This is a genomic window from Carnobacterium sp. FSL W8-0810 (assembly GCF_038007125.1).
GTDB lineage: Bacteria > Bacillota > Bacilli > Lactobacillales > Carnobacteriaceae > Carnobacterium_B > Carnobacterium_B inhibens.
The window spans coordinates 1,701,092-1,717,687 of record NZ_JBBOWO010000001.1 but is presented as its reverse complement, the minus strand read 5'-3'; the positions used below and the strand labels follow the sequence as shown (position 1 = coordinate 1,717,687).

General features: G+C 31.4%; 21 protein-coding genes. 7 read left to right on the top strand and 14 right to left on the bottom strand.

Annotated elements, in window-relative coordinates; all coding sequences use genetic code 11:
* The first annotated feature begins 70 nt into the window (after positions 1-70).
* The 4 genes from NST49_RS08330 (at position 71) to NST49_RS08315 (ending at position 1,164) form a co-directional block, all read left to right on the top strand.
* Positions 71-292: a hypothetical protein gene (locus tag NST49_RS08330; RefSeq protein WP_341048029.1), complete on the top strand. Its 222-nt coding sequence runs from the start codon at positions 71-73 to the stop codon at positions 290-292.
* 55 nt (positions 293-347) lie between these two features.
* On the top strand, positions 348-590 hold the full coding sequence (locus tag NST49_RS08325) for a hypothetical protein (RefSeq protein ID WP_341048027.1): 243 nt from the start codon (positions 348-350) through the stop codon (positions 588-590).
* 52 nt (positions 591-642) lie between these two features.
* Positions 643-885: a hypothetical protein gene (locus NST49_RS08320; RefSeq protein ID WP_341048025.1), complete on the top strand. Its 243-nt coding sequence runs from the start codon at positions 643-645 to the stop codon at positions 883-885.
* Between the two features lie 102 nt (positions 886-987).
* Positions 988-1,164 carry a hypothetical protein gene (locus tag NST49_RS08315; protein WP_023178115.1) on the top strand — a complete coding sequence of 59 codons (177 nt, stop codon included), beginning with the start codon at positions 988-990 and terminating at the stop codon, positions 1,162-1,164.
* Positions 1,165-1,831: 667 nt separating this feature from the next.
* On the opposite strand, the gene NST49_RS08310 is transcribed toward NST49_RS08315, so the two are convergent.
* The 5 genes from NST49_RS08310 to NST49_RS08290 all read right to left on the bottom strand — a co-directional run bounded on the left by NST49_RS08310 (position 1,832) and on the right by NST49_RS08290 (position 5,185).
* Positions 1,832-1,990: a hypothetical protein gene (locus tag NST49_RS08310; RefSeq protein ID WP_341048023.1), complete on the bottom strand. Its 159-nt coding sequence runs from the start codon at positions 1,988-1,990 to the stop codon at positions 1,832-1,834.
* A 202-nt stretch (positions 1,991-2,192) separates the two neighbouring features.
* Entirely contained in the window at positions 2,193-2,600 is a 408-nt protein-coding gene (locus NST49_RS08305; RefSeq protein WP_341048021.1) for a hypothetical protein, read from the bottom strand.
* A 136-nt stretch (positions 2,601-2,736) separates the two neighbouring features.
* Positions 2,737-3,126: a hypothetical protein gene (locus tag NST49_RS08300; protein ID WP_341048019.1), complete on the bottom strand. Its 390-nt coding sequence runs from the start codon at positions 3,124-3,126 to the stop codon at positions 2,737-2,739.
* Between the two features lie 1,158 nt (positions 3,127-4,284).
* A complete protein-coding gene (locus NST49_RS08295; RefSeq protein ID WP_187949193.1) occupies positions 4,285-4,725 on the bottom strand; it encodes a hypothetical protein in 441 nt (146 codons plus the stop codon).
* Positions 4,726-4,972: 247 nt separating this feature from the next.
* Complete coding sequence (locus tag NST49_RS08290) at positions 4,973-5,185, bottom strand: hypothetical protein (protein ID WP_034536790.1); 213 nt, start codon at positions 5,183-5,185, stop codon at positions 4,973-4,975.
* A 351-nt stretch (positions 5,186-5,536) separates the two neighbouring features.
* Between NST49_RS08290 and NST49_RS08285 the strand changes: the two genes are divergently transcribed.
* Positions 5,537-5,854: a helix-turn-helix domain-containing protein gene (locus tag NST49_RS08285; protein WP_341048014.1), complete on the top strand. Its 318-nt coding sequence runs from the start codon at positions 5,537-5,539 to the stop codon at positions 5,852-5,854.
* A 286-nt stretch (positions 5,855-6,140) separates the two neighbouring features.
* On the opposite strand, the gene NST49_RS08280 is transcribed toward NST49_RS08285, so the two are convergent.
* The 9 genes from NST49_RS08280 to NST49_RS08240 form a co-directional block, all read right to left on the bottom strand.
* Positions 6,141-6,623 carry a GNAT family N-acetyltransferase gene (locus tag NST49_RS08280; RefSeq protein WP_341048011.1) on the bottom strand — a complete coding sequence of 161 codons (483 nt, stop codon included), beginning with the start codon at positions 6,621-6,623 and terminating at the stop codon, positions 6,141-6,143.
* Between the two features lie 262 nt (positions 6,624-6,885).
* Positions 6,886-7,860: an ROK family glucokinase gene (locus NST49_RS08275; protein WP_023178142.1), complete on the bottom strand. Its 975-nt coding sequence runs from the start codon at positions 7,858-7,860 to the stop codon at positions 6,886-6,888.
* 24 nt (positions 7,861-7,884) lie between these two features.
* On the bottom strand, positions 7,885-8,097 hold the full coding sequence (locus NST49_RS08270; protein ID WP_023178144.1) for a YqgQ family protein: 213 nt from the start codon (positions 8,095-8,097) through the stop codon (positions 7,885-7,887).
* Between the two features lie 11 nt (positions 8,098-8,108).
* Positions 8,109-8,798, bottom strand: a complete 690-nt coding sequence (locus NST49_RS08265) for a rhomboid family intramembrane serine protease (RefSeq protein ID WP_341048009.1) — start codon at positions 8,796-8,798, stop codon at positions 8,109-8,111.
* Positions 8,799-9,044: 246 nt separating this feature from the next.
* Positions 9,045-9,347 (bottom strand): hypothetical protein, encoded by a 303-nt coding sequence (locus NST49_RS08260; protein WP_034536794.1) that lies wholly within the window; start codon positions 9,345-9,347, stop codon positions 9,045-9,047.
* 169 nt (positions 9,348-9,516) lie between these two features.
* Entirely contained in the window at positions 9,517-9,666 is a 150-nt protein-coding gene (gene rpmG / locus NST49_RS08255; RefSeq protein WP_034536796.1) for a 50S ribosomal protein L33, read from the bottom strand.
* 144 nt (positions 9,667-9,810) lie between these two features.
* Positions 9,811-10,323, bottom strand: coding sequence for a hypothetical protein (locus NST49_RS08250; RefSeq protein ID WP_023178152.1), 513 nt, complete (start codon positions 10,321-10,323; stop codon positions 9,811-9,813).
* Positions 10,324-10,347: 24 nt separating this feature from the next.
* Positions 10,348-10,698 (bottom strand): hypothetical protein, encoded by a 351-nt coding sequence (locus NST49_RS08245; protein ID WP_023178155.1) that lies wholly within the window; start codon positions 10,696-10,698, stop codon positions 10,348-10,350.
* A 210-nt stretch (positions 10,699-10,908) separates the two neighbouring features.
* Complete coding sequence (locus tag NST49_RS08240; RefSeq protein WP_341048003.1) at positions 10,909-13,029, bottom strand: peptidoglycan D,D-transpeptidase FtsI family protein; 2,121 nt, start codon at positions 13,027-13,029, stop codon at positions 10,909-10,911.
* Between the two features lie 153 nt (positions 13,030-13,182).
* Here NST49_RS08240 and NST49_RS08235 point away from each other — a divergent pair, with 153 nt between their 5' ends.
* Both NST49_RS08235 and NST49_RS08230 read left to right on the top strand, forming a co-directional pair.
* On the top strand, positions 13,183-15,942 hold the full coding sequence (locus tag NST49_RS08235; RefSeq protein WP_341048001.1) for a YfhO family protein: 2,760 nt from the start codon (positions 13,183-13,185) through the stop codon (positions 15,940-15,942).
* A 12-nt stretch (positions 15,943-15,954) separates the two neighbouring features.
* Complete coding sequence (locus NST49_RS08230; protein ID WP_341047999.1) at positions 15,955-16,593, top strand: pentapeptide repeat-containing protein; 639 nt, start codon at positions 15,955-15,957, stop codon at positions 16,591-16,593.
* The last annotated feature ends 3 nt before the right edge of the window (positions 16,594-16,596 follow it).

The window sequence follows — 16,596 nt, the reverse complement described above, 5'->3', positions numbered from 1 at the left end:
TCTCCACATGTATTTTACTCATGTCAAGACTGCCTAGCTCTTTTAATTTAGCAGAAAGAAGGAAATCAAATTGTCAGATAAAATTAAAAAATTTCTTAAAACACTTGGTCAATCCTATTTATTATTTGCGGGAATGCTTATAGGCACTAAATTTATTATTATGTTGAACAATAAAGACACTATAAAAAATACATTTACTTCAGAATTTTTTTATAGTTTCATTTGGGCTATTCCATTATTAACTATCATTGTAATGATTAAAGTAGTTGTTAAGAACTACATAAAAAAATAAACTATTTACTTTCTACTAAACAATGTTTTATCAATATATAATAGGAGTTTTGCTGATGATCTATTTATTAATGACAGTAGTGCTAGTTTTAGGAGGACTAACGTATCTTCAAGCGACAGAAATAAACAAATTAAAGAGTCTCTTTTCATATAATCAATCTAAAATGATTAAAGATGCCTTAGAATATTTAAAAGTAATGAATGAAATACAAACTATTAAAAATATTAGACAGGACTATTATCCTATCGATTTAGTTCAAGCGAAAAAAATAGTTGAAAAAGCTAAATCACGTAAATAAACAATGCTTAAAGTATTTCCATTGAAAATAAACTAAAAATAGGAGAACAACAATGAAAAAATTACTAATTACATTTCAATTTTTATCTTTTATAGTTCTAGGAATATCATTAATAGGATTTCTATTAGTTTCCCCCTCTATACTTGCAGTTGGTACAGATAAGTTTGATTTAGGCAGATGGTTAGACGCCGATATCTTTTTAGTTAAGTTTGGGTTAATCTTTTTTGTAATTGGTTTGCTCTTCCATCTAATTGCGCTTATTTTCAGTTTACGGTTAAAAAGTAATTATGATTAAATATAAGGTTGAGCGTGTTACCTATATTAATTACTATAGAAGCAATAAAAAAAGAATTAATTTATACTATATACAAGAATTCACTAATTTAGGAGGGGTTTTTTGAATAAAGAAATTTTTAAACAACCAAATTTTTACCTAGCTCTATTTAACTTTTTTATAGGACTTTTATTTATTTTTCAAGAAGGATCTGTTGCAAGAACAGCTAGTTATATTTTCCAACTAAACTTTATATTCAATATGTATATTATAAATAGTACAAAAAAAAATAAACACTAATATTTCAAAAAGGGTGAAGAAATCAATAATGGTTGGACGTTGCAACTCATTTAAAGGCCCTCTTCTCTCATAAAAATGATATATGATTTTATGGAAACTACTTTGTTTAGTTCTATGTACTATTATAAATAAACAATTAAGTATCAGGAGGAGATAAAATGTTAATAATGCTTTTAGCAGTCATTGGTCTCGTTATCGTTGGTTGGAGTTGGTCTAAATTGGGTGGTATTACCGATTATTGGGTTGATCAAGGAAAAAAATGACAAATAATAAATCTTTTATTAGAACATATAAAAATTTATGCAACACCTGTCACAAAAAAGAGTTAGGATTAGTATCCTACTCTTTTTTTATAAACATGCCCTTCTCTATGTTCCCTAGTTCATCCTATGTCCATTTAAATTCCCCCTTGACAGACAGTTGTCGGTATTTATTTTATTACTTTTATGTTGTCTCTTATATGTGTGTATTAATTTATATAAAATTTATTAGCTGGAAAGCGACTAATCTTATCGAGTAAACATTCTTTAATTCACTCTAAGAGATAAATGGTCAAAAACATTTTCAAACAAACTTTTTCATAATATTTGTCCTCTTTTTGTACCATTCACTAAAACGATTAGATTTTATTAAATCTATCTTGGATTGAAATAAAGAAGAATACAGATCATTGTTTACTTTTTATTGCATTCATGAATTGAATTTTTAGTGAAATTCCTGCTTCTCTCTTAATCTTTATCATATTCCCAAATATATTGACACCTATTTCTAATAAAACAAATAGGGCACTAAGAGCAATACCACTAGCGACTATATATTTTAACATTGGATTATCTCTCCTTATTGTCGAGATTAGAAATAAACACTTCACTCCACAATTATTTTGACACTATTGTAATTTTTTTATTTTGTTTCTTTTTATAAGAACTGGAAGAACCTAAACGGTGTTAGGAAACACATCTATACAATTGCATATATCAATGTGTGATTTTATCTCTAAAACAATTCATGTATTTTTTATCAAGAGATCAATTTTTTATTTTATTATCCAATATCTTTAGATGATATGTATTTACTAAAAAGAAACTACCAAAGAATATGACGAAGCCAAAAACAAGAAAGGTTATATACATTGTAAATGTAAGTGAAGTTGAATGTGCACTAAAATTCAGGATAAGAGTAAAAACAAGTAAGGAGTAATAAAGTATATAACTCCATTTTGCTGATGTTATTTCAACTGTATCCCCGTCTGTAACTTCTGTTTTATTGTTTCTAGATCCGAATTGGGTTACTTGCAAAAGTGCTTTGTCATTTTGAATAATGATTTCTGTTTTTTGAGAATCTGCAATCTTCAATACTTTTTCTCCATTTAATTTTACTGAAATTCTCGAACCCTTACCGAACCAACCAGTGTTACGCTTTATTGTGACAGTCATGCCTTCATTCCTTTCCTCAAAGCGATGAATCTTAACACCTTAGATACAAACATTTTAAAATGTATAATTGAAAATTATGATTGCTTAGCACGTAATTTATCCGCTTTAATATCTAAAGACATTATTTTATCTAATTTCATCTATCTTCTTTTAAAAATATAATGTCAAAAAAAGCAATACAAAAAGATAGACCTGCGCTAGTAGAAAAAATGCTGAATAAATCTATTTTAGAGGGCCTAATGATGTACTCAAAAACATAATTCAAAATACTTAATAAAATAAATAAGGCAATAAATTTAAAGATACTTTTTCTTATATAAACCCATTTATACTTCCTTGTATTCACAATGGCTATAAGAGGAACGTATGCTAGCATGAAGAAAGCAAGAAATAAATATCCTACTAAAAATTTAAAAGAAAGTTCATTGTCGCTATTTTTATAAACAATAAAAAGCGATAGTATAGTCATTATTGTAAATAAACTATAAAGAATTTTTGTGAAAATCAATTGCTTAGATTTTTTCATTTTGTACCTCTCTCAAATAATTACATATCTGACTTTATTATCTAATATTTTTTAAATGAATTATATCATTAAGCGCATTAGTTAACTGGACAATAATGACACATATACTCCTCAAAGTGTGTGTGTTTATTTACATGAATAAGCGGCAGTTAACCAGCCTACAAGTAAGAAATATTTTTTTATCTATATATTTATGGACTTTAACTTTCTAATATAATAATAAACACGCACAAAACCAATCAAAATGAATAGAATTTTAAATAGTAAGTTGTCAGTGTATCCATTTAAAAATTCATTTCCCCACATAATAATAAGGATAATCATACTCATCATATCCGTCGCAGCAACAATTTTTAATAATGTTGGAAGACCCATTCAATCTCTAACTCCTATTAAATTTATTTTTTAAGATCTTGATTTTATTTAACAACAGACAAATTGCTGAACAAATAAAACCAAAGAACCCAATATAGAGCATATTTTTCCCAACTGTATAATTCAATGCTAGCTCTTTTTGTGTTCTTAATAGTTCTTCTCTATCTATATTGAATAGGAATAAGTATGGCCCATAAAAATAACCAATAATGATTGTTACTATAGATAAGAGGAGACATGAAACTAGGATTTAAGTTAAACTAAATTTCATCAATAGTTATTCCTTTCTTATCAGCTTTTATCATTTCATAAATACATGAAATAACAAGATTTTGTATACGTATCAATTCAACTATAAACTAAGTATAAAAGTACAGGAGCAAACATAAGTATAGCCAATATTATCAATGCAACTATCAGGAATTTTTGATATTTTTTCATCTTAACACCTCCGTAAAATAATTAAACACTATTAAAAGTTAATGCTTTATTTATATTGCAGTTGATTAGGAATTATATCCAAATATGACTGTTATAAGTAAAATGTATAAAGAAATTAACGTAAGCAGGCTTCCAGTAATCACACAAATTAAAGCTATTATTCTGTTTTTTTTTTGCAATTTTATTCCGCTAATTAAGAGGAGAATTCCTCCAATCAAGAAAAAAAATTCAACTAGCAATATAGGCCATTTAAGTTCTACTGTTCTTTGTATAAACTTCACTATAAGCCTCCTTTCCCCTTAATATAAACCTTATTTAACATAATTCTTAGCTTGAAGGTCACTACTGGTCTTTATTTCTTTTACTATCTATTCTGTTCCTTATAAAATAGGTTAGTGGAATAGAAACAAACATAAGACCTGAAAATAATTGAATAGCTCCTCTGCCTATCTCCCCATTTATGATTAGTTCTTCAGGAGAAATTAAATAAGTTTGATAAGTTGTATATAAGCCGATTCCACCTATTATTAAAAATAACCAAGAGTAGCTCTTTTTATCATCATTTTTATGAAAGTAAGCATTTTGGTAGACACAGGCATTTGCAAAAAATATTCCTACTACAAACAGTATAATCATGGTTTCTAGCTCTTTAGTTGCTCCCCACTTCAAATTAAAAAATAATCCAAGTAAATAATTTAATACTAATAAGCTATTTAAAAATAGAAAGGAAAAATAGCCATACTTATATCTTATAGATTTTTGATAGTCATCATACTTTTTCATTACTCTGCCTCCTAGTTACTATAAATTAAGAATGGAAAGACTTCATTTATAGCTCTTATTGTCTCTCACTTTGATTGGAAAGTAACGCACACAATGGTTTACATCTAGCAACCAGTGGTTTACATTTATCAAAAATCATAAATAAATACAAATAAGAGCTTTAGCACTTAATCAAAAATGCTAAAGCTCTTATTCTTGCAATACATGATTCTAAGCACTTTTATGTATAAGCAAATAAAAATTCTATCTAATTCTTAAATGCAAGTTTTATACCTAAAACAAAAGAGAATATGGAAAGAACAACATACCTTACTATGTTTAAAACCGCTTCTAGGATATAGAGGTTAATATCCATTCCATCCTCATCAGGCATTGGATAGACCATATTGGGTAAACGAACTAATAGTAATACAGCTACTAAAATTAAAACATAGCCTAAAATCTTTTTATAATTTTTCATAACTACTTCCTTTCAGTTTTCTAATTCATAAAAAAATCTATAGTGACTTTATTTATAAGTAAATTTTTTCTTGCTGACCCAGTACCCGTTTCTGACCTCTTAAAACATTCCAAGCCATTTTTTCTATATTTATAAATTTATTTTAACAAAAAACAGTGGTATAATACATTATTTTATAGAATTTAATGTATTTTAGTGAATGATATGTAATGAACCGATGATGAATCAAACCTACAGCATGTATGCACCAATTCGTTGCGGGTTTGCAACAATTCATTGCTTGCAGAACTAGTTATTTTAAGCGAAACTATTAAATATAGATCTAACTTAACAAACTAGGAGGCTCAATTTATGGAGTTAGCAGAACGATTAAAATATGAACGTGAAGAAAGAAAAATGTCTCAGTCTTTTGTCGCTAAAGAGTTAAATATCTCTAGACAGGTATTATCTAAATGGGAGTTAGGTAAAAGTATCCCCGATTTGGAAATGATCCAACTACTTAGTGAATTTTATAATTTTTCCATAGATGAGTTACTCAATAAAACGCCACCGAAAAAAACAACTAGTAGTATTTTAGAAACCATTTCTAAGATGGAGCCAGAAGATATTATTGAACTACTTATTTTAGGATTTGGTCTACCACTTATTCTTTTTGCTGTCTTTTTTTAACGTATTAGTGAATAAAAAAAGAATTTTACCACAAGGTTCTTTTTTTCATTGAAATTATATTAAAATATAGAATGGAAAATTGTTCCAACTAAATCAAAAAAAGATTCAATTTGCTTTTTTAATGAATACGTTAGCTTTTTTTTCATTATTTATTCCTCTCCCATTGTTTTATTAAATCTCTATTATCATAACTACTTAAAAGCTAGAGTTTGTTATACCAGATCCTTATATATACTCACATAGGAACATAAAAGGATCGGTACAAAAAGCCTTATGGATAACTTAACTATAGATTATTCCATTCTTCACGAAGAATTCCGTACTTGATAGAATCCCAATATTGATTTTGCCAATAACGAACCTTTCTTATTCTTCCTTCTAACGTCATGCCTACTTTTTCACCTACACGCATCATTCCGTTATTTCCAGACCAAGTAGTAAAACCGATGTGAGGTAAATTCGTTACATTTTCAAATAAATGATCAATCCATAACTTTAAAGCAATAGTAGAAATTCCTTTGTTCCAATATTCAGGATTGTATATACAAATTCCAGCTTCAAGCCATTTATTTAAATTTCCATCACCATAATAATAAGAAACTGTTCCAATAATTTCGTTATTATATGTAATGCTCCAAGTATTGTCTTCCGCTATCCATTTTTCCCCAACTTGATTAATAAATGCTGCTTTTTCATAAATAGGATTATTAAAATATGGTCCATTCCAATTCATCCAACTATTTTTTTCTGCCCATAAGCTATTTTCCAAATAACTTCCAAATCTTTTGGCTTAATAGGATAAATGTTTATTTTATGATTAGTTAAATTTTTATTCATAATTCACTCCTATAAACTAATTTTTTCGTTCTTTTGAGGTCCTGAATATACGATCTTTCTCAAAATCATGTATTTTCTTTATTCTCTGTATTTTAGTATATAAAAAAACGATTAACGAAGCCTACCTAAGAAGCCTCGTCAATCGTCTTAAACTAGTGACTTTTTTTAACGCTATTTATTCAATTTTTTAAGTTTTATAATGTACCATTTAAATGTTCTTTAATTAAAGAACTTGCACCAATAACGCCTGCATTATTGCCTAATTCAGCTAATCTGATTTTTGTTGTTTTGCGAATCGTAGGATAAGTAAATTGATCAAAATACGTTTTAATTTGATCAGTTAAAAATACTCCTGCATGCGATACTCCGCCACCAATTACAATAGTAGAAGGATTTAATACATTTGCGACGCTGCCGCAAGCCATACCTAAGTAATAAGCCACTTTATCAATGACTGATACTGCCAATTTATCATTCTCTTTTGCTAAATCAAACACATCTTTAGCCGTGATCAATTGACCATCATCAATACTGTATTTTAATTTAGAATCGCCAGAATACTCATTTGAAAGGTCTCTTGCTAAACGGACAACTCCTGTAGCACTTGCTACTGTTTCGAGACAGCCTTTTTTCCCACATGTACAGTCATATCCTTCTGGGTCAACTGTAATATGGCCTAATTCTCCTGCAGCACCTGCAATACCATGGACCAAACGTCCTCCAGCGATAATTCCTCCACCAACACCGGTTCCTAGAGTAATAAAGACAACATCATCTTCATTTTCTCCAGCCCCTCTCCAACGCTCACCAAGAGCGGCTACATTTGCATCGTTATCGATAGCAAATGGAATACCTGTGCCTTCTTCGATCAATTGTTTAACAGGCTGGCTTGTAGTCCAATTCAGGTTATAAGCACCAATGACGGTTCCCTCAGTACGATCGACCGTACCTGGTGATCCCATGCCGATTCCTATAAAATCTTCAGGAGATAATTGATATTTTTCAAGTTGTTCATTAATAGAGTCCACGATGGCAGGTACAATATGAGTACCTTTATCGGTAATATCCGTTACTATACTCCATTTTTGTTGAATCTCTCCTTCATTTGTTAAAATAGCAAATTTAGCAGTTGTACCGCCTAAATCGATTCCAATAATTTTCTTTGACATTCTAATTCCTCCACATTCAAGTTTCTAATCATTTTTTGTTTCTGATTCTACTTCTTTTCGATGTTCTCGTTTTAAAACAAGTAAAGCGGGTAAATATTCATCATTTTCTATTAAACCATTTTCATGCAATTTCTTTATCTCAACCATCATTAATTCAATATCCCATATCCGTTTTCCGATATAGACAAAAATACCAAATCGCTTCAATAGCTGTTGTACATCATATAATGTTCTCATTAGTTCACTTCCTAAAGTCCAAAGATTGCGGTAGATGCAGAGAGGTATCCTATAAGAGTCAAGATAATAATTATCACAACAAAAAGGCTGCCATAAATTATTCGCTTTTTCCTCCAATGTTTCATTGGATTAGGTACACTGATGGCATGCGCAATCAAAAAACCTCCTGCTAACCCGCCGAGATGCCCAGCCATATCAATAGAAGAACTAAATACCCCAAATACGATATTAATAATGATCAAGGTACCAAAGCTTTTAGCAATTTGCTGGATTGCCGGATTGTTTTTAAATGTTTGACCAAGCATAATAGCTGTTCCAAATAATCCAAACAAAGAAGTACTAGCACCAGCAGATATAGAATCACTGAAGGCAAAACTCGCAAGATTTCCCGCTATTCCACTGAGTAAATAAATACCAGCAAAACGTAAATGACCAAATACACTCTCGAGCTGTTCACCTAAATAATAGAGGGTAACTGAATTCATGAGCAAATGCATAAATCCTATGTGCAAGAATATTGGGGTGATCAATCTCCACCATTCTCCAAATAAAATATAAGGATTAAACTTAGCTCCGTACTTCACTAAAGTAGCAGTATTTGTGCTTCCGCCATCCAAAGTCATCAAAATAAAAGCTAGAATTTGAATAAATAAAAAAGCATACGTTACCACGGGTTTTCTAAAAAAACGCTTTATTTTCATTTTGGTATGATACTCCAAAAAAGTCAACTCCATTCTATTCACTAAAATCATCTACCTAATCGATTTTACATATCTGATAATCAGCAAACTTTACCATTTATTATAACATAAAGGATCTTATTCTTGGCAAAAATACGTAAGTTCCTTTTTAAAACGATAAACTAAAAAATACTGCTCAAGTTTAGCATTTGTATCTAAACTTGAGCAGTATTTTTTCCATTACCTTATTCAGTTGTTTATAAGTTGTTACTCCATGTTTCCAATATCTTTACTTAAGTTTTGGATTGCATCTAAATTTTCTTCTGTATGTTCTCCTTCAGACTCTTCTTTTGAATTGTTCGTATCTTGTTCTGATTCTGATTGAGAAACTGAAACGGTTACAATTTGGTTTGGGTTTAAATAACAAGAAGCTCCGCTTTCTTCTTCTATTAAAACAAGATTCTCTAATAATTCTCCATCTTTATCTGTTACTTTATTCAGCAATTGTTCAGTAGAACAAGTGACTAGTATTGATTTTCCATTACTTAAAAATACTTCACATTTATCCATTCTTAAAACCACCTTTTCATTTTGTTACTTTCAGTATAGCAAATACTCAACATTGAACCTAATACAATGATCTTTTTGTAAAAAATTGGATATAAAAAAAGACTTGAGTTAAAAACTCAAGTCTTAATCTATTTAATCTCATTTTTTGCGAATTGAAATAACAAAAATGTTATTTTGTTTCACGATGTAAAGTTACAACACGTTCGCGCGGGCAGTATTTTTTGAATTCAACACGGTCCGGATTGTTACGTTTGTTTTTCTTTGAGATGTAATTACGTTCTTTACATTCTGTACATTCCAATGTGATGTTTACACGCATGATTTTCCCTCCAAGCATTAAACAGTATTTGAAGACATATTTTCATTGTCTTCCGACTTAAATATCATATCACTTTTTATTTAAACATGCCAGCATTTTTTTAGAGGTTGTAAAGTTTTTTTACTTTACGCTCTTCTTTTTAATTTAATTATTCTCCATCAGCACATTAGCCAACTCATCATAGGTCATTTCACTTGAAACTTCATATGACCCAGGACGGATAAGTGATGCATAGCTGTTAGTTTCTAAAAATTTATCAAAATCAAAGGCATCATCAATCAGGCCTTGTTCAGCTAATTGTTGACTAGCTACGCTGCTTGGATCTCCATCATTGATTACAACCGTAATTTTCTTTTCACTAGGCTCTTCAACCTCAGATTCTGCACTTTCAGCTGACTCACTAGTTGCTTCTTCTTCCACAACTTCAGATTCACTTGTTGTAGATTCTTTTTCTAAATTAGCAACTTCTGTTTCAGCAAGCAATGCTTCATACTTATCTTTATAGGATGCTTCTTCTTTAGTTAATACAACCTCTTGCGTTTCTTCACCTTTTGAAGCAACAGCTGGAGCATCATAAAGGAAAAGTCGATAGCCTGCAAGAACAATCGCCGAGACTAAAAATCCTAATGATAAGTAACGTAATGCCGGTTTACTCATTCTGTCATTCTCCTTCATTAAAGATTAATTACTTTTTACATATTCATCAATAACAACCTTTACAGTTGCTTCAGATAAACGTGTTTGCATAACAATATCTTCTACTGCTACACCTTGGGTATACAAACTGATGACATGTTTTTTTAGAACATCGTGAATTTTAGCTGAAGTAGGAGTTTCTTTGGTTTGAATATTTAACTCTTCTTCTAAAATTGAAACACGTTTTTTCAAACTATAGATATCTTGTAACAATTGCAATGATAATTCTTCAAATTCTTCTTTAATTTTCTCGCCATTGTCTTTTTTATAAAATGACCAGCCCATTAATGCAATTGCAATGACTAATAAGATAATCACTATTATCCATAAGTCCATTAACTTCACCTCTTCTTCTTATTCTCAAAATCAAGTTTAACATACCTAAGTTTAAAAAAATACTCTGTAAAATAAACTTAATAATTTAATCCTTTTAGTTAATTATACCTAAAGGAATAGTGTCCTTGTAAAGGACTCGTTAAATTTGAACCATGTACGTATAAAAAAGGTTTTGCCTATTTGATAGGGCAAAACCTTTTTACATGTTGGTTATTCTGTATCCGACTCATTTTCATCAGCAATTTCTTTTGAAAGATCAGCATAATCGCCAACTTGGAAATAAGCATCAAGAACTTTACGAGCAACAATCGTATTTTCGTGATTACTATTGGTATTTGGCAGATAAGGAATAATGACAAATATCGCAATTTCAGGATCATCATATGGAGCATATCCTACAAAAGTCCTGTTAGTTGTCAGTTCTCCTATTCTGCTTGTTATATCCCCATAGTAAGGAGCTTCAGCTGTTCCGGTTTTACCGGCAATTGTATATTCAGCGCCAGTGAAGTAACTTGTAGCTGAACCGTTAGCGCCATTAGCTACTTGGTACATCCCTTGGTGAACACGGTCCATTTCTTCTTCTCCAACATCGACAATATTCAAAACCTCTGTTTCTAATTGGGTTTGAATAGCGCCTAAATTTCCATCTGCATCTGTTCCTCTAATTTCATCAACTAGACGAGGAGCAATGCGTTTCCCGCCATTTGCAATGGTTGAAACGTATTGCAGCATTTGAATCGGTGTATACGTATCATATTGACCAAAAGAAAACTGTAAAGCCAATCCTGGATTATCAGCTGTTCCTATAAAGCCTGAACCTTCCCCTGGCAAGTCAATTCCCGTTTTCACACCTAATCCAAATTGAGCATAATAATTTCTCATTTTTTTAATAACTGCCTTGTAATCAATGTCTAAGGTCATATTTTTATAATAATCGTATTCTCCACCCATACGCAAAGCTATTTTTGACATGTAAACATTGGAAGAGCGCTCCAACGCTGTAATATCATTTAATGCAATGCTGCCCGAGCGATTAAATACAGAACTGATTGGTTTAGAACTTTTAATTTGTAAAGGTTCATCAACTAATACATTATCCGATAATGTAATGGCTCCATCCATATATCCAGCTAATACGGTTGCTGGTTTTACGACTGATCCCATTTGAAAACTCGAATTAATAATATCTAAAGTGTGATCTTCAATTTTTCCGGTTTTTGAATTCCTTTTTTGACCAGTCATCGCTAAAATTTCACCATTATTTGGATCAGCTGCGACAACATATATGCTATCATTCAGCCCTTCACTCTCGGTAGCTAAAGATTGTTTAGCGATGTCTTGCACAATTTTTTGAAAATCCATGTCAGTCGTTAAGACAAGGTTATCGCCTTTTTCGCCAGCATAACTTTGGATAGTATTGACGATATCCCCATTTTGATTGGTTTCTGTTTCCGATTTTGATTTTGACCCGCTTAACACTTCTTCATATTGCAATTCAAGGTAACTTTTTCCTACCCGATCATTTCGCGCGTATCCTTGTGCTAAATAAGTGGCTGCTTTATTCTCTGGCAGACCTTCAGACTCGCTTGTAACGTCTCCAAGGATACTTTTGAGCATATTCTCTTCTGGATAAGTTCTGACCCAATCCGTACCAGTATCAACACCAGGTAAAGTTAAAAGATTTTCACTCACTTTTGCAATTTCATCATTGGTTACATCTTCACTTTTAATATTAATAGTAGACAAAGCGTATGCGCTATTCATTCGTTTAAAAATAGCTGCCGCTTCTTGTTCTTCTTCAGTAAATTGAATATCCTCATCGGTAACTTTATCCACCTGAACTTGGTACAATTCTGAACCGCTTAATGATTCTTTTTGTTTATCCGAGATACGCTTATTTACTTTTTCTTCATTCAAAGAGATCCAAAAATCTTTTAAGTCTCTTTTCGATAAATCAAAATCACTGTCTTGTTCAAATTCAGTAATATTTGGCATTTCAATATACTTGGCCAAATTCAAAGCAATCTTAGCCATATCTTCACCAGAAACGCCAGTTCCTCTTGTATACGTAATAGCTTGAAGCGCCTCATTGCCAACTAACTTTCGGTGTTGACGATCATAGATTTCGCCCCGTGGCACAGTTCCGGTTGCTAAAGTCGTTTCTGTTCTCTGAACTTCTGTTTCAAATTCCTCACCTTTTACAATCTGCAAATATCCCAATCGTAGGATCAACATAGCAAATAATAAAAATACCGTAAAGAATAAAAAATTCAACCGAAAAGGAATATGTGACTTTTTCTTTTTATTATTGTTCTTTTTATTTGTTTTCAAAAATGACACCTTCCTGTTCAAATTAACTTGTCTCATTGTATCAAATTTGTTCTGAATTAACTACTGATTAAAGAAAACTTTAATTATTTCGCTTCATTCTATGCTATTCTAATACATGTAAGAATTACAAGTTCGTTAATGGAGTTGAAAATTATGCAAAAAACAATGCCGACCTTTATCAAAAAACAATGGCCCTTATTGTTATCTTTTTTTGTCCCCTTTATAATCATGTCGATTATTTATATTTTTCAAGGTGTCTACCCTTTCGGAAATGATTCCTTGCTAACGGTCGACTTAGGACAACAATACATTGATTTTTATTCCTATTACAGACAAACCTTTTTTGAAGATCCTAGTACTTTCTTCTATTCATTTTCTAAAGCTATAGGCGGAGATATGGTAGGGTTATGGGCTTATTATCTGACTAGTCCGTTTAATTTACTGTTTTTACTATTTCCACATACTCAAATCACATTAGCAGTCACCTGCATCACTTTATTAAAAATTAGTCTTTCGGGGCTAAGCTTTGGTTATCTATTAAAAAAAGCATTTAATGGTACAGGTTTTATCTTAGCAGCTTTTTCGATCAGCTATGCTTTGATGGGCTATACTATCGTCAATCAATTAAACATCATGTGGTTAGACGGTCTGATTTTTCTTCCGCTTATTGTATTAGGACTGGAACGCTTAGTCGATAAAAAGAAAGGCTTACTTTATTCTATTTTTCTTGGTATCATGTTGTTCGCAAATTATTATATTGCTTATATGATTTGTTTGTTTTTAATTTGTTATTTTATTTTTCGCTTAGTGAGCGTTTCTTATCCAAAAGAGACTAAATGGAAAACTAAATTAAAAGAAAGTTTTATTACCGTTGGCTTATTCATCTGGCATTCTTTATTAGGAGCTGGACTAGCTGGAATTTTATTGCTTCCAACTTTTCATTCACTTATGGAAAGCAAAGCTAGTTATACAAAATTTGAATTTGAATGGGAGTTAGCTTATCCCTTTCCAGAGATGCTGTCAAAACTATTTATTGGTGCTTTTAATTTTGATCAAATGCCTTCTGGTTACCCCAATCTATTTATTGGAAGTTTAGCATTAGTATCTTTCTTCTGTTACTTCTTTAACCGTTCTTTTTCCAAACGAGAACGGATAACAGCCTTAGCCGTAATGGTGTTTTTTGTAGTTTCGATGAATTTAGAAGCCTTCAATAAAATATGGCATGCCATGCAGTACCCTATTTGGTATCCTTACCGTTTTTCTTTTGTAGTTTGTTTCTTCATGTTGCTAACTGGTTTTCGTAACTTTATGCATTATGAAGGCATGCGGCCAATCAGTACATTTGTTAGTATGGTTGTCACAGCCTCGATTGGCTTTTATGTCTATAATGCAGAATTCGATTTTATCTATACGGAACAAGTCATTTTATCGGTGCTTTTCACTTTTATTATTACCTTTTTATTGATTATCAAGCCGCAAAAATATACGTGGATACCAATTGCTTTCTTTATTTTGACTACAGTAGAAATGGGCTTAAATGCTCAAATCGACTTATCCCGTTTAAGTTATGTCGATCAAGATAATTTTACACTATACCAAACAGGATTAGATACAGATATTGACGCAATTCAGGATATGGATGACCAATTTTATCGTATTGAAAAAAATTATTTACGAACAAAGAATGATAGTTTCCAAGCTGATTATCCAGGAGTCACTCATTTTAGTTCAACTTTCGAACGAACGATACCTGCATTATTTGGCAGTCTTGGATTTCCAGTAGGCGATGGATTCTTGGCTTACTCTAATGGGACATTAGTAACGGATGCACTATTTTCGATTCGTTATTATATAAGTGAAAAAGATAATCTTTATCTTGCTCAAAAAAATCAATCTCTAGGGGCTAAAAGTACATCTTTGAAAGAATCATTTAACCGAACAATGAGAAATTCTACTTTATTAGACCCACTATTGATTCCAATGGTTTCAGAGGAGCAAAAAGCAGTATTCGAGTTAAATGCTATGCAAACGAAACCTGATTTACGCTCTTATGCACAGCTTGGAGAAACAGATAAAACAATTATCTATGAAAATCCAAATGCTCTATCTCTTGCATTTGGCAGCTCTTCTGCTATCTTAGATGTCTCACTATTAGAAGATCAGCCTATAGCATTGCAAGAAAACATCCTCCAGGCTTTAACTGGTAATCAACTTGCAGAAGAATTTTTTGTCCCTACTGAATTTGATAGTACAGTTTATCAAAACGTGACTAGTTCTAACTCAGGTAATGAGTCATTGTATCAAAAACAAGTCTTAAATAATGATGCTTCAGTCAGTTTTCAATTTACACCAGAAACAGATGATTCCTTTTATATAACGTTAAGTCCTAACATTAAAGATGAAGATGTTGAATTATTTTTAAACGGTGAGCCCTTTACGCAATATGAAACTTACCGCGATCAATTAGTATTAAATATTGCTAGCCAAAATAAAGGAGATACCATTACATTTAAAATCGGCTTGAAAGAATCAACGATACGTCTAAAAGATTTTCAACTGTACCGTTTAGATTCCTCTACATTTGACTCAGCCGTTCAATCTTTACAAGCTGGCGGCATGACAATTGAAGATTACAGCAGCACTTACTTCAATGGCAGCGTAGATATCCAAAAAGGACAAGATGTCTTAATGACGACCATACCTTACAGTAAAGGCTGGTCTGTTAAAATCGATGGAATTCCAGTCCAAACGAAAGAAGCATTAGAAGGATTATTAGCTGTTCCTATTAGCGAAGGAACACATAGAATTGAAATGAACTATACGACACCTTTATTTTTAGAGGGTGCGATTCTAACCATTCTTTCTATACTATCGCTGATTGTAAGTGCCGTATTTTTAAAAAAATATTACTAAAGGGGATTGTTTATGAACTCAACAATAAAAATTGCTCAACCTAGGATTCCTAATGAATTAACTCCTTCTCACTTTGATGATATTGAGCATGAATCATACTATACAAATTGTCAGTTTAAAGATTGTACCCTTTCCAATAAACAACTAGAAAATGTGTGTTTTCAACATGTTGTTTTCAGCAATGTTACTTTTGAAGAGTGTCAGTTTACTCGTTTTGAATGTATAGACGTCGTATTTGAAGGATGCAACATGAGCAATAATGAATGGATTGGAGCTACTTTCCATCGTACGACTTTCAAAGAAACCAAACTTCTAGGTTCTAACTTTGCTGAAGCATCAATTGTAGATACCTTTTTTGATCATTGTATTGGAAATTACAGTTCTTTCAATTATGCTTCTATAAAACAAGTACGCTTCCAAGATTGTTCACTTATTGAGAGTAAATTTTTTGAAGTTAATTGGAAAAAACTCGATTTTGTTCGTTGCCAATTAAATAGCATATCCATTATGCGTACCCCTCTTAAGGGTTTAAATTTTAGTGATTCTGAATTTGAAATAATTTCAGTATCGCTTGAGTTGTTAAAAGGCAGCACATTTAATGCAGGACAAGCAATAACTATTGCAAAAAGTTTAGGTATTTTAATCGACTAAATG

What these genes read in the sequence shown, in the direction of transcription:
- NST49_RS08325 (WP_341048027.1), top strand. Translation starts at nt 348, where the DNA reads ATGATCTATTTATTAATGACAGTAGTGCTAGTTTTAGGAGGACTAACG.
- NST49_RS08320 (WP_341048025.1), top strand. Translation starts at nt 643, where the DNA reads ATGAAAAAATTACTAATTACATTTCAATTTTTATCTTTTATAGTTCTA.
- NST49_RS08310 (WP_341048023.1), bottom strand. Translation starts at nt 1,990, where the DNA reads ATGTTAAAATATATAGTCGCTAGTGGTATTGCTCTTAGTGCCCTATTT.
- NST49_RS08305 (WP_341048021.1), bottom strand. Translation starts at nt 2,600, where the DNA reads ATGACTGTCACAATAAAGCGTAACACTGGTTGGTTCGGTAAGGGTTCG.
- NST49_RS08300 (WP_341048019.1), bottom strand. Translation starts at nt 3,126, where the DNA reads ATGAAAAAATCTAAGCAATTGATTTTCACAAAAATTCTTTATAGTTTA.
- NST49_RS08295 (WP_187949193.1), bottom strand. Translation starts at nt 4,725, where the DNA reads ATGAAAAAGTATGATGACTATCAAAAATCTATAAGATATAAGTATGGC.
- NST49_RS08290 (WP_034536790.1), bottom strand. Translation starts at nt 5,185, where the DNA reads ATGAAAAATTATAAAAAGATTTTAGGCTATGTTTTAATTTTAGTAGCT.
- NST49_RS08285 (WP_341048014.1), top strand. Translation starts at nt 5,537, where the DNA reads ATGGAGTTAGCAGAACGATTAAAATATGAACGTGAAGAAAGAAAAATG.
- NST49_RS08275 (WP_023178142.1), bottom strand. Translation starts at nt 7,860, where the DNA reads ATGTCAAAGAAAATTATTGGAATCGATTTAGGCGGTACAACTGCTAAA.
- NST49_RS08270 (WP_023178144.1), bottom strand. Translation starts at nt 8,097, where the DNA reads ATGAGAACATTATATGATGTACAACAGCTATTGAAGCGATTTGGTATT.
- NST49_RS08265 (WP_341048009.1), bottom strand. Translation starts at nt 8,798, where the DNA reads ATGAAAATAAAGCGTTTTTTTAGAAAACCCGTGGTAACGTATGCTTTT.
- NST49_RS08260 (WP_034536794.1), bottom strand. Translation starts at nt 9,347, where the DNA reads ATGGATAAATGTGAAGTATTTTTAAGTAATGGAAAATCAATACTAGTC.
- rpmG (WP_034536796.1), bottom strand. Translation starts at nt 9,666, where the DNA reads ATGCGTGTAAACATCACATTGGAATGTACAGAATGTAAAGAACGTAAT.
- NST49_RS08250 (WP_023178152.1), bottom strand. Translation starts at nt 10,323, where the DNA reads ATGAGTAAACCGGCATTACGTTACTTATCATTAGGATTTTTAGTCTCG.
- NST49_RS08245 (WP_023178155.1), bottom strand. Translation starts at nt 10,698, where the DNA reads ATGGACTTATGGATAATAGTGATTATCTTATTAGTCATTGCAATTGCA.
- NST49_RS08235 (WP_341048001.1), top strand. Translation starts at nt 13,183, where the DNA reads ATGCAAAAAACAATGCCGACCTTTATCAAAAAACAATGGCCCTTATTG.
- NST49_RS08230 (WP_341047999.1), top strand. Translation starts at nt 15,955, where the DNA reads ATGAACTCAACAATAAAAATTGCTCAACCTAGGATTCCTAATGAATTA.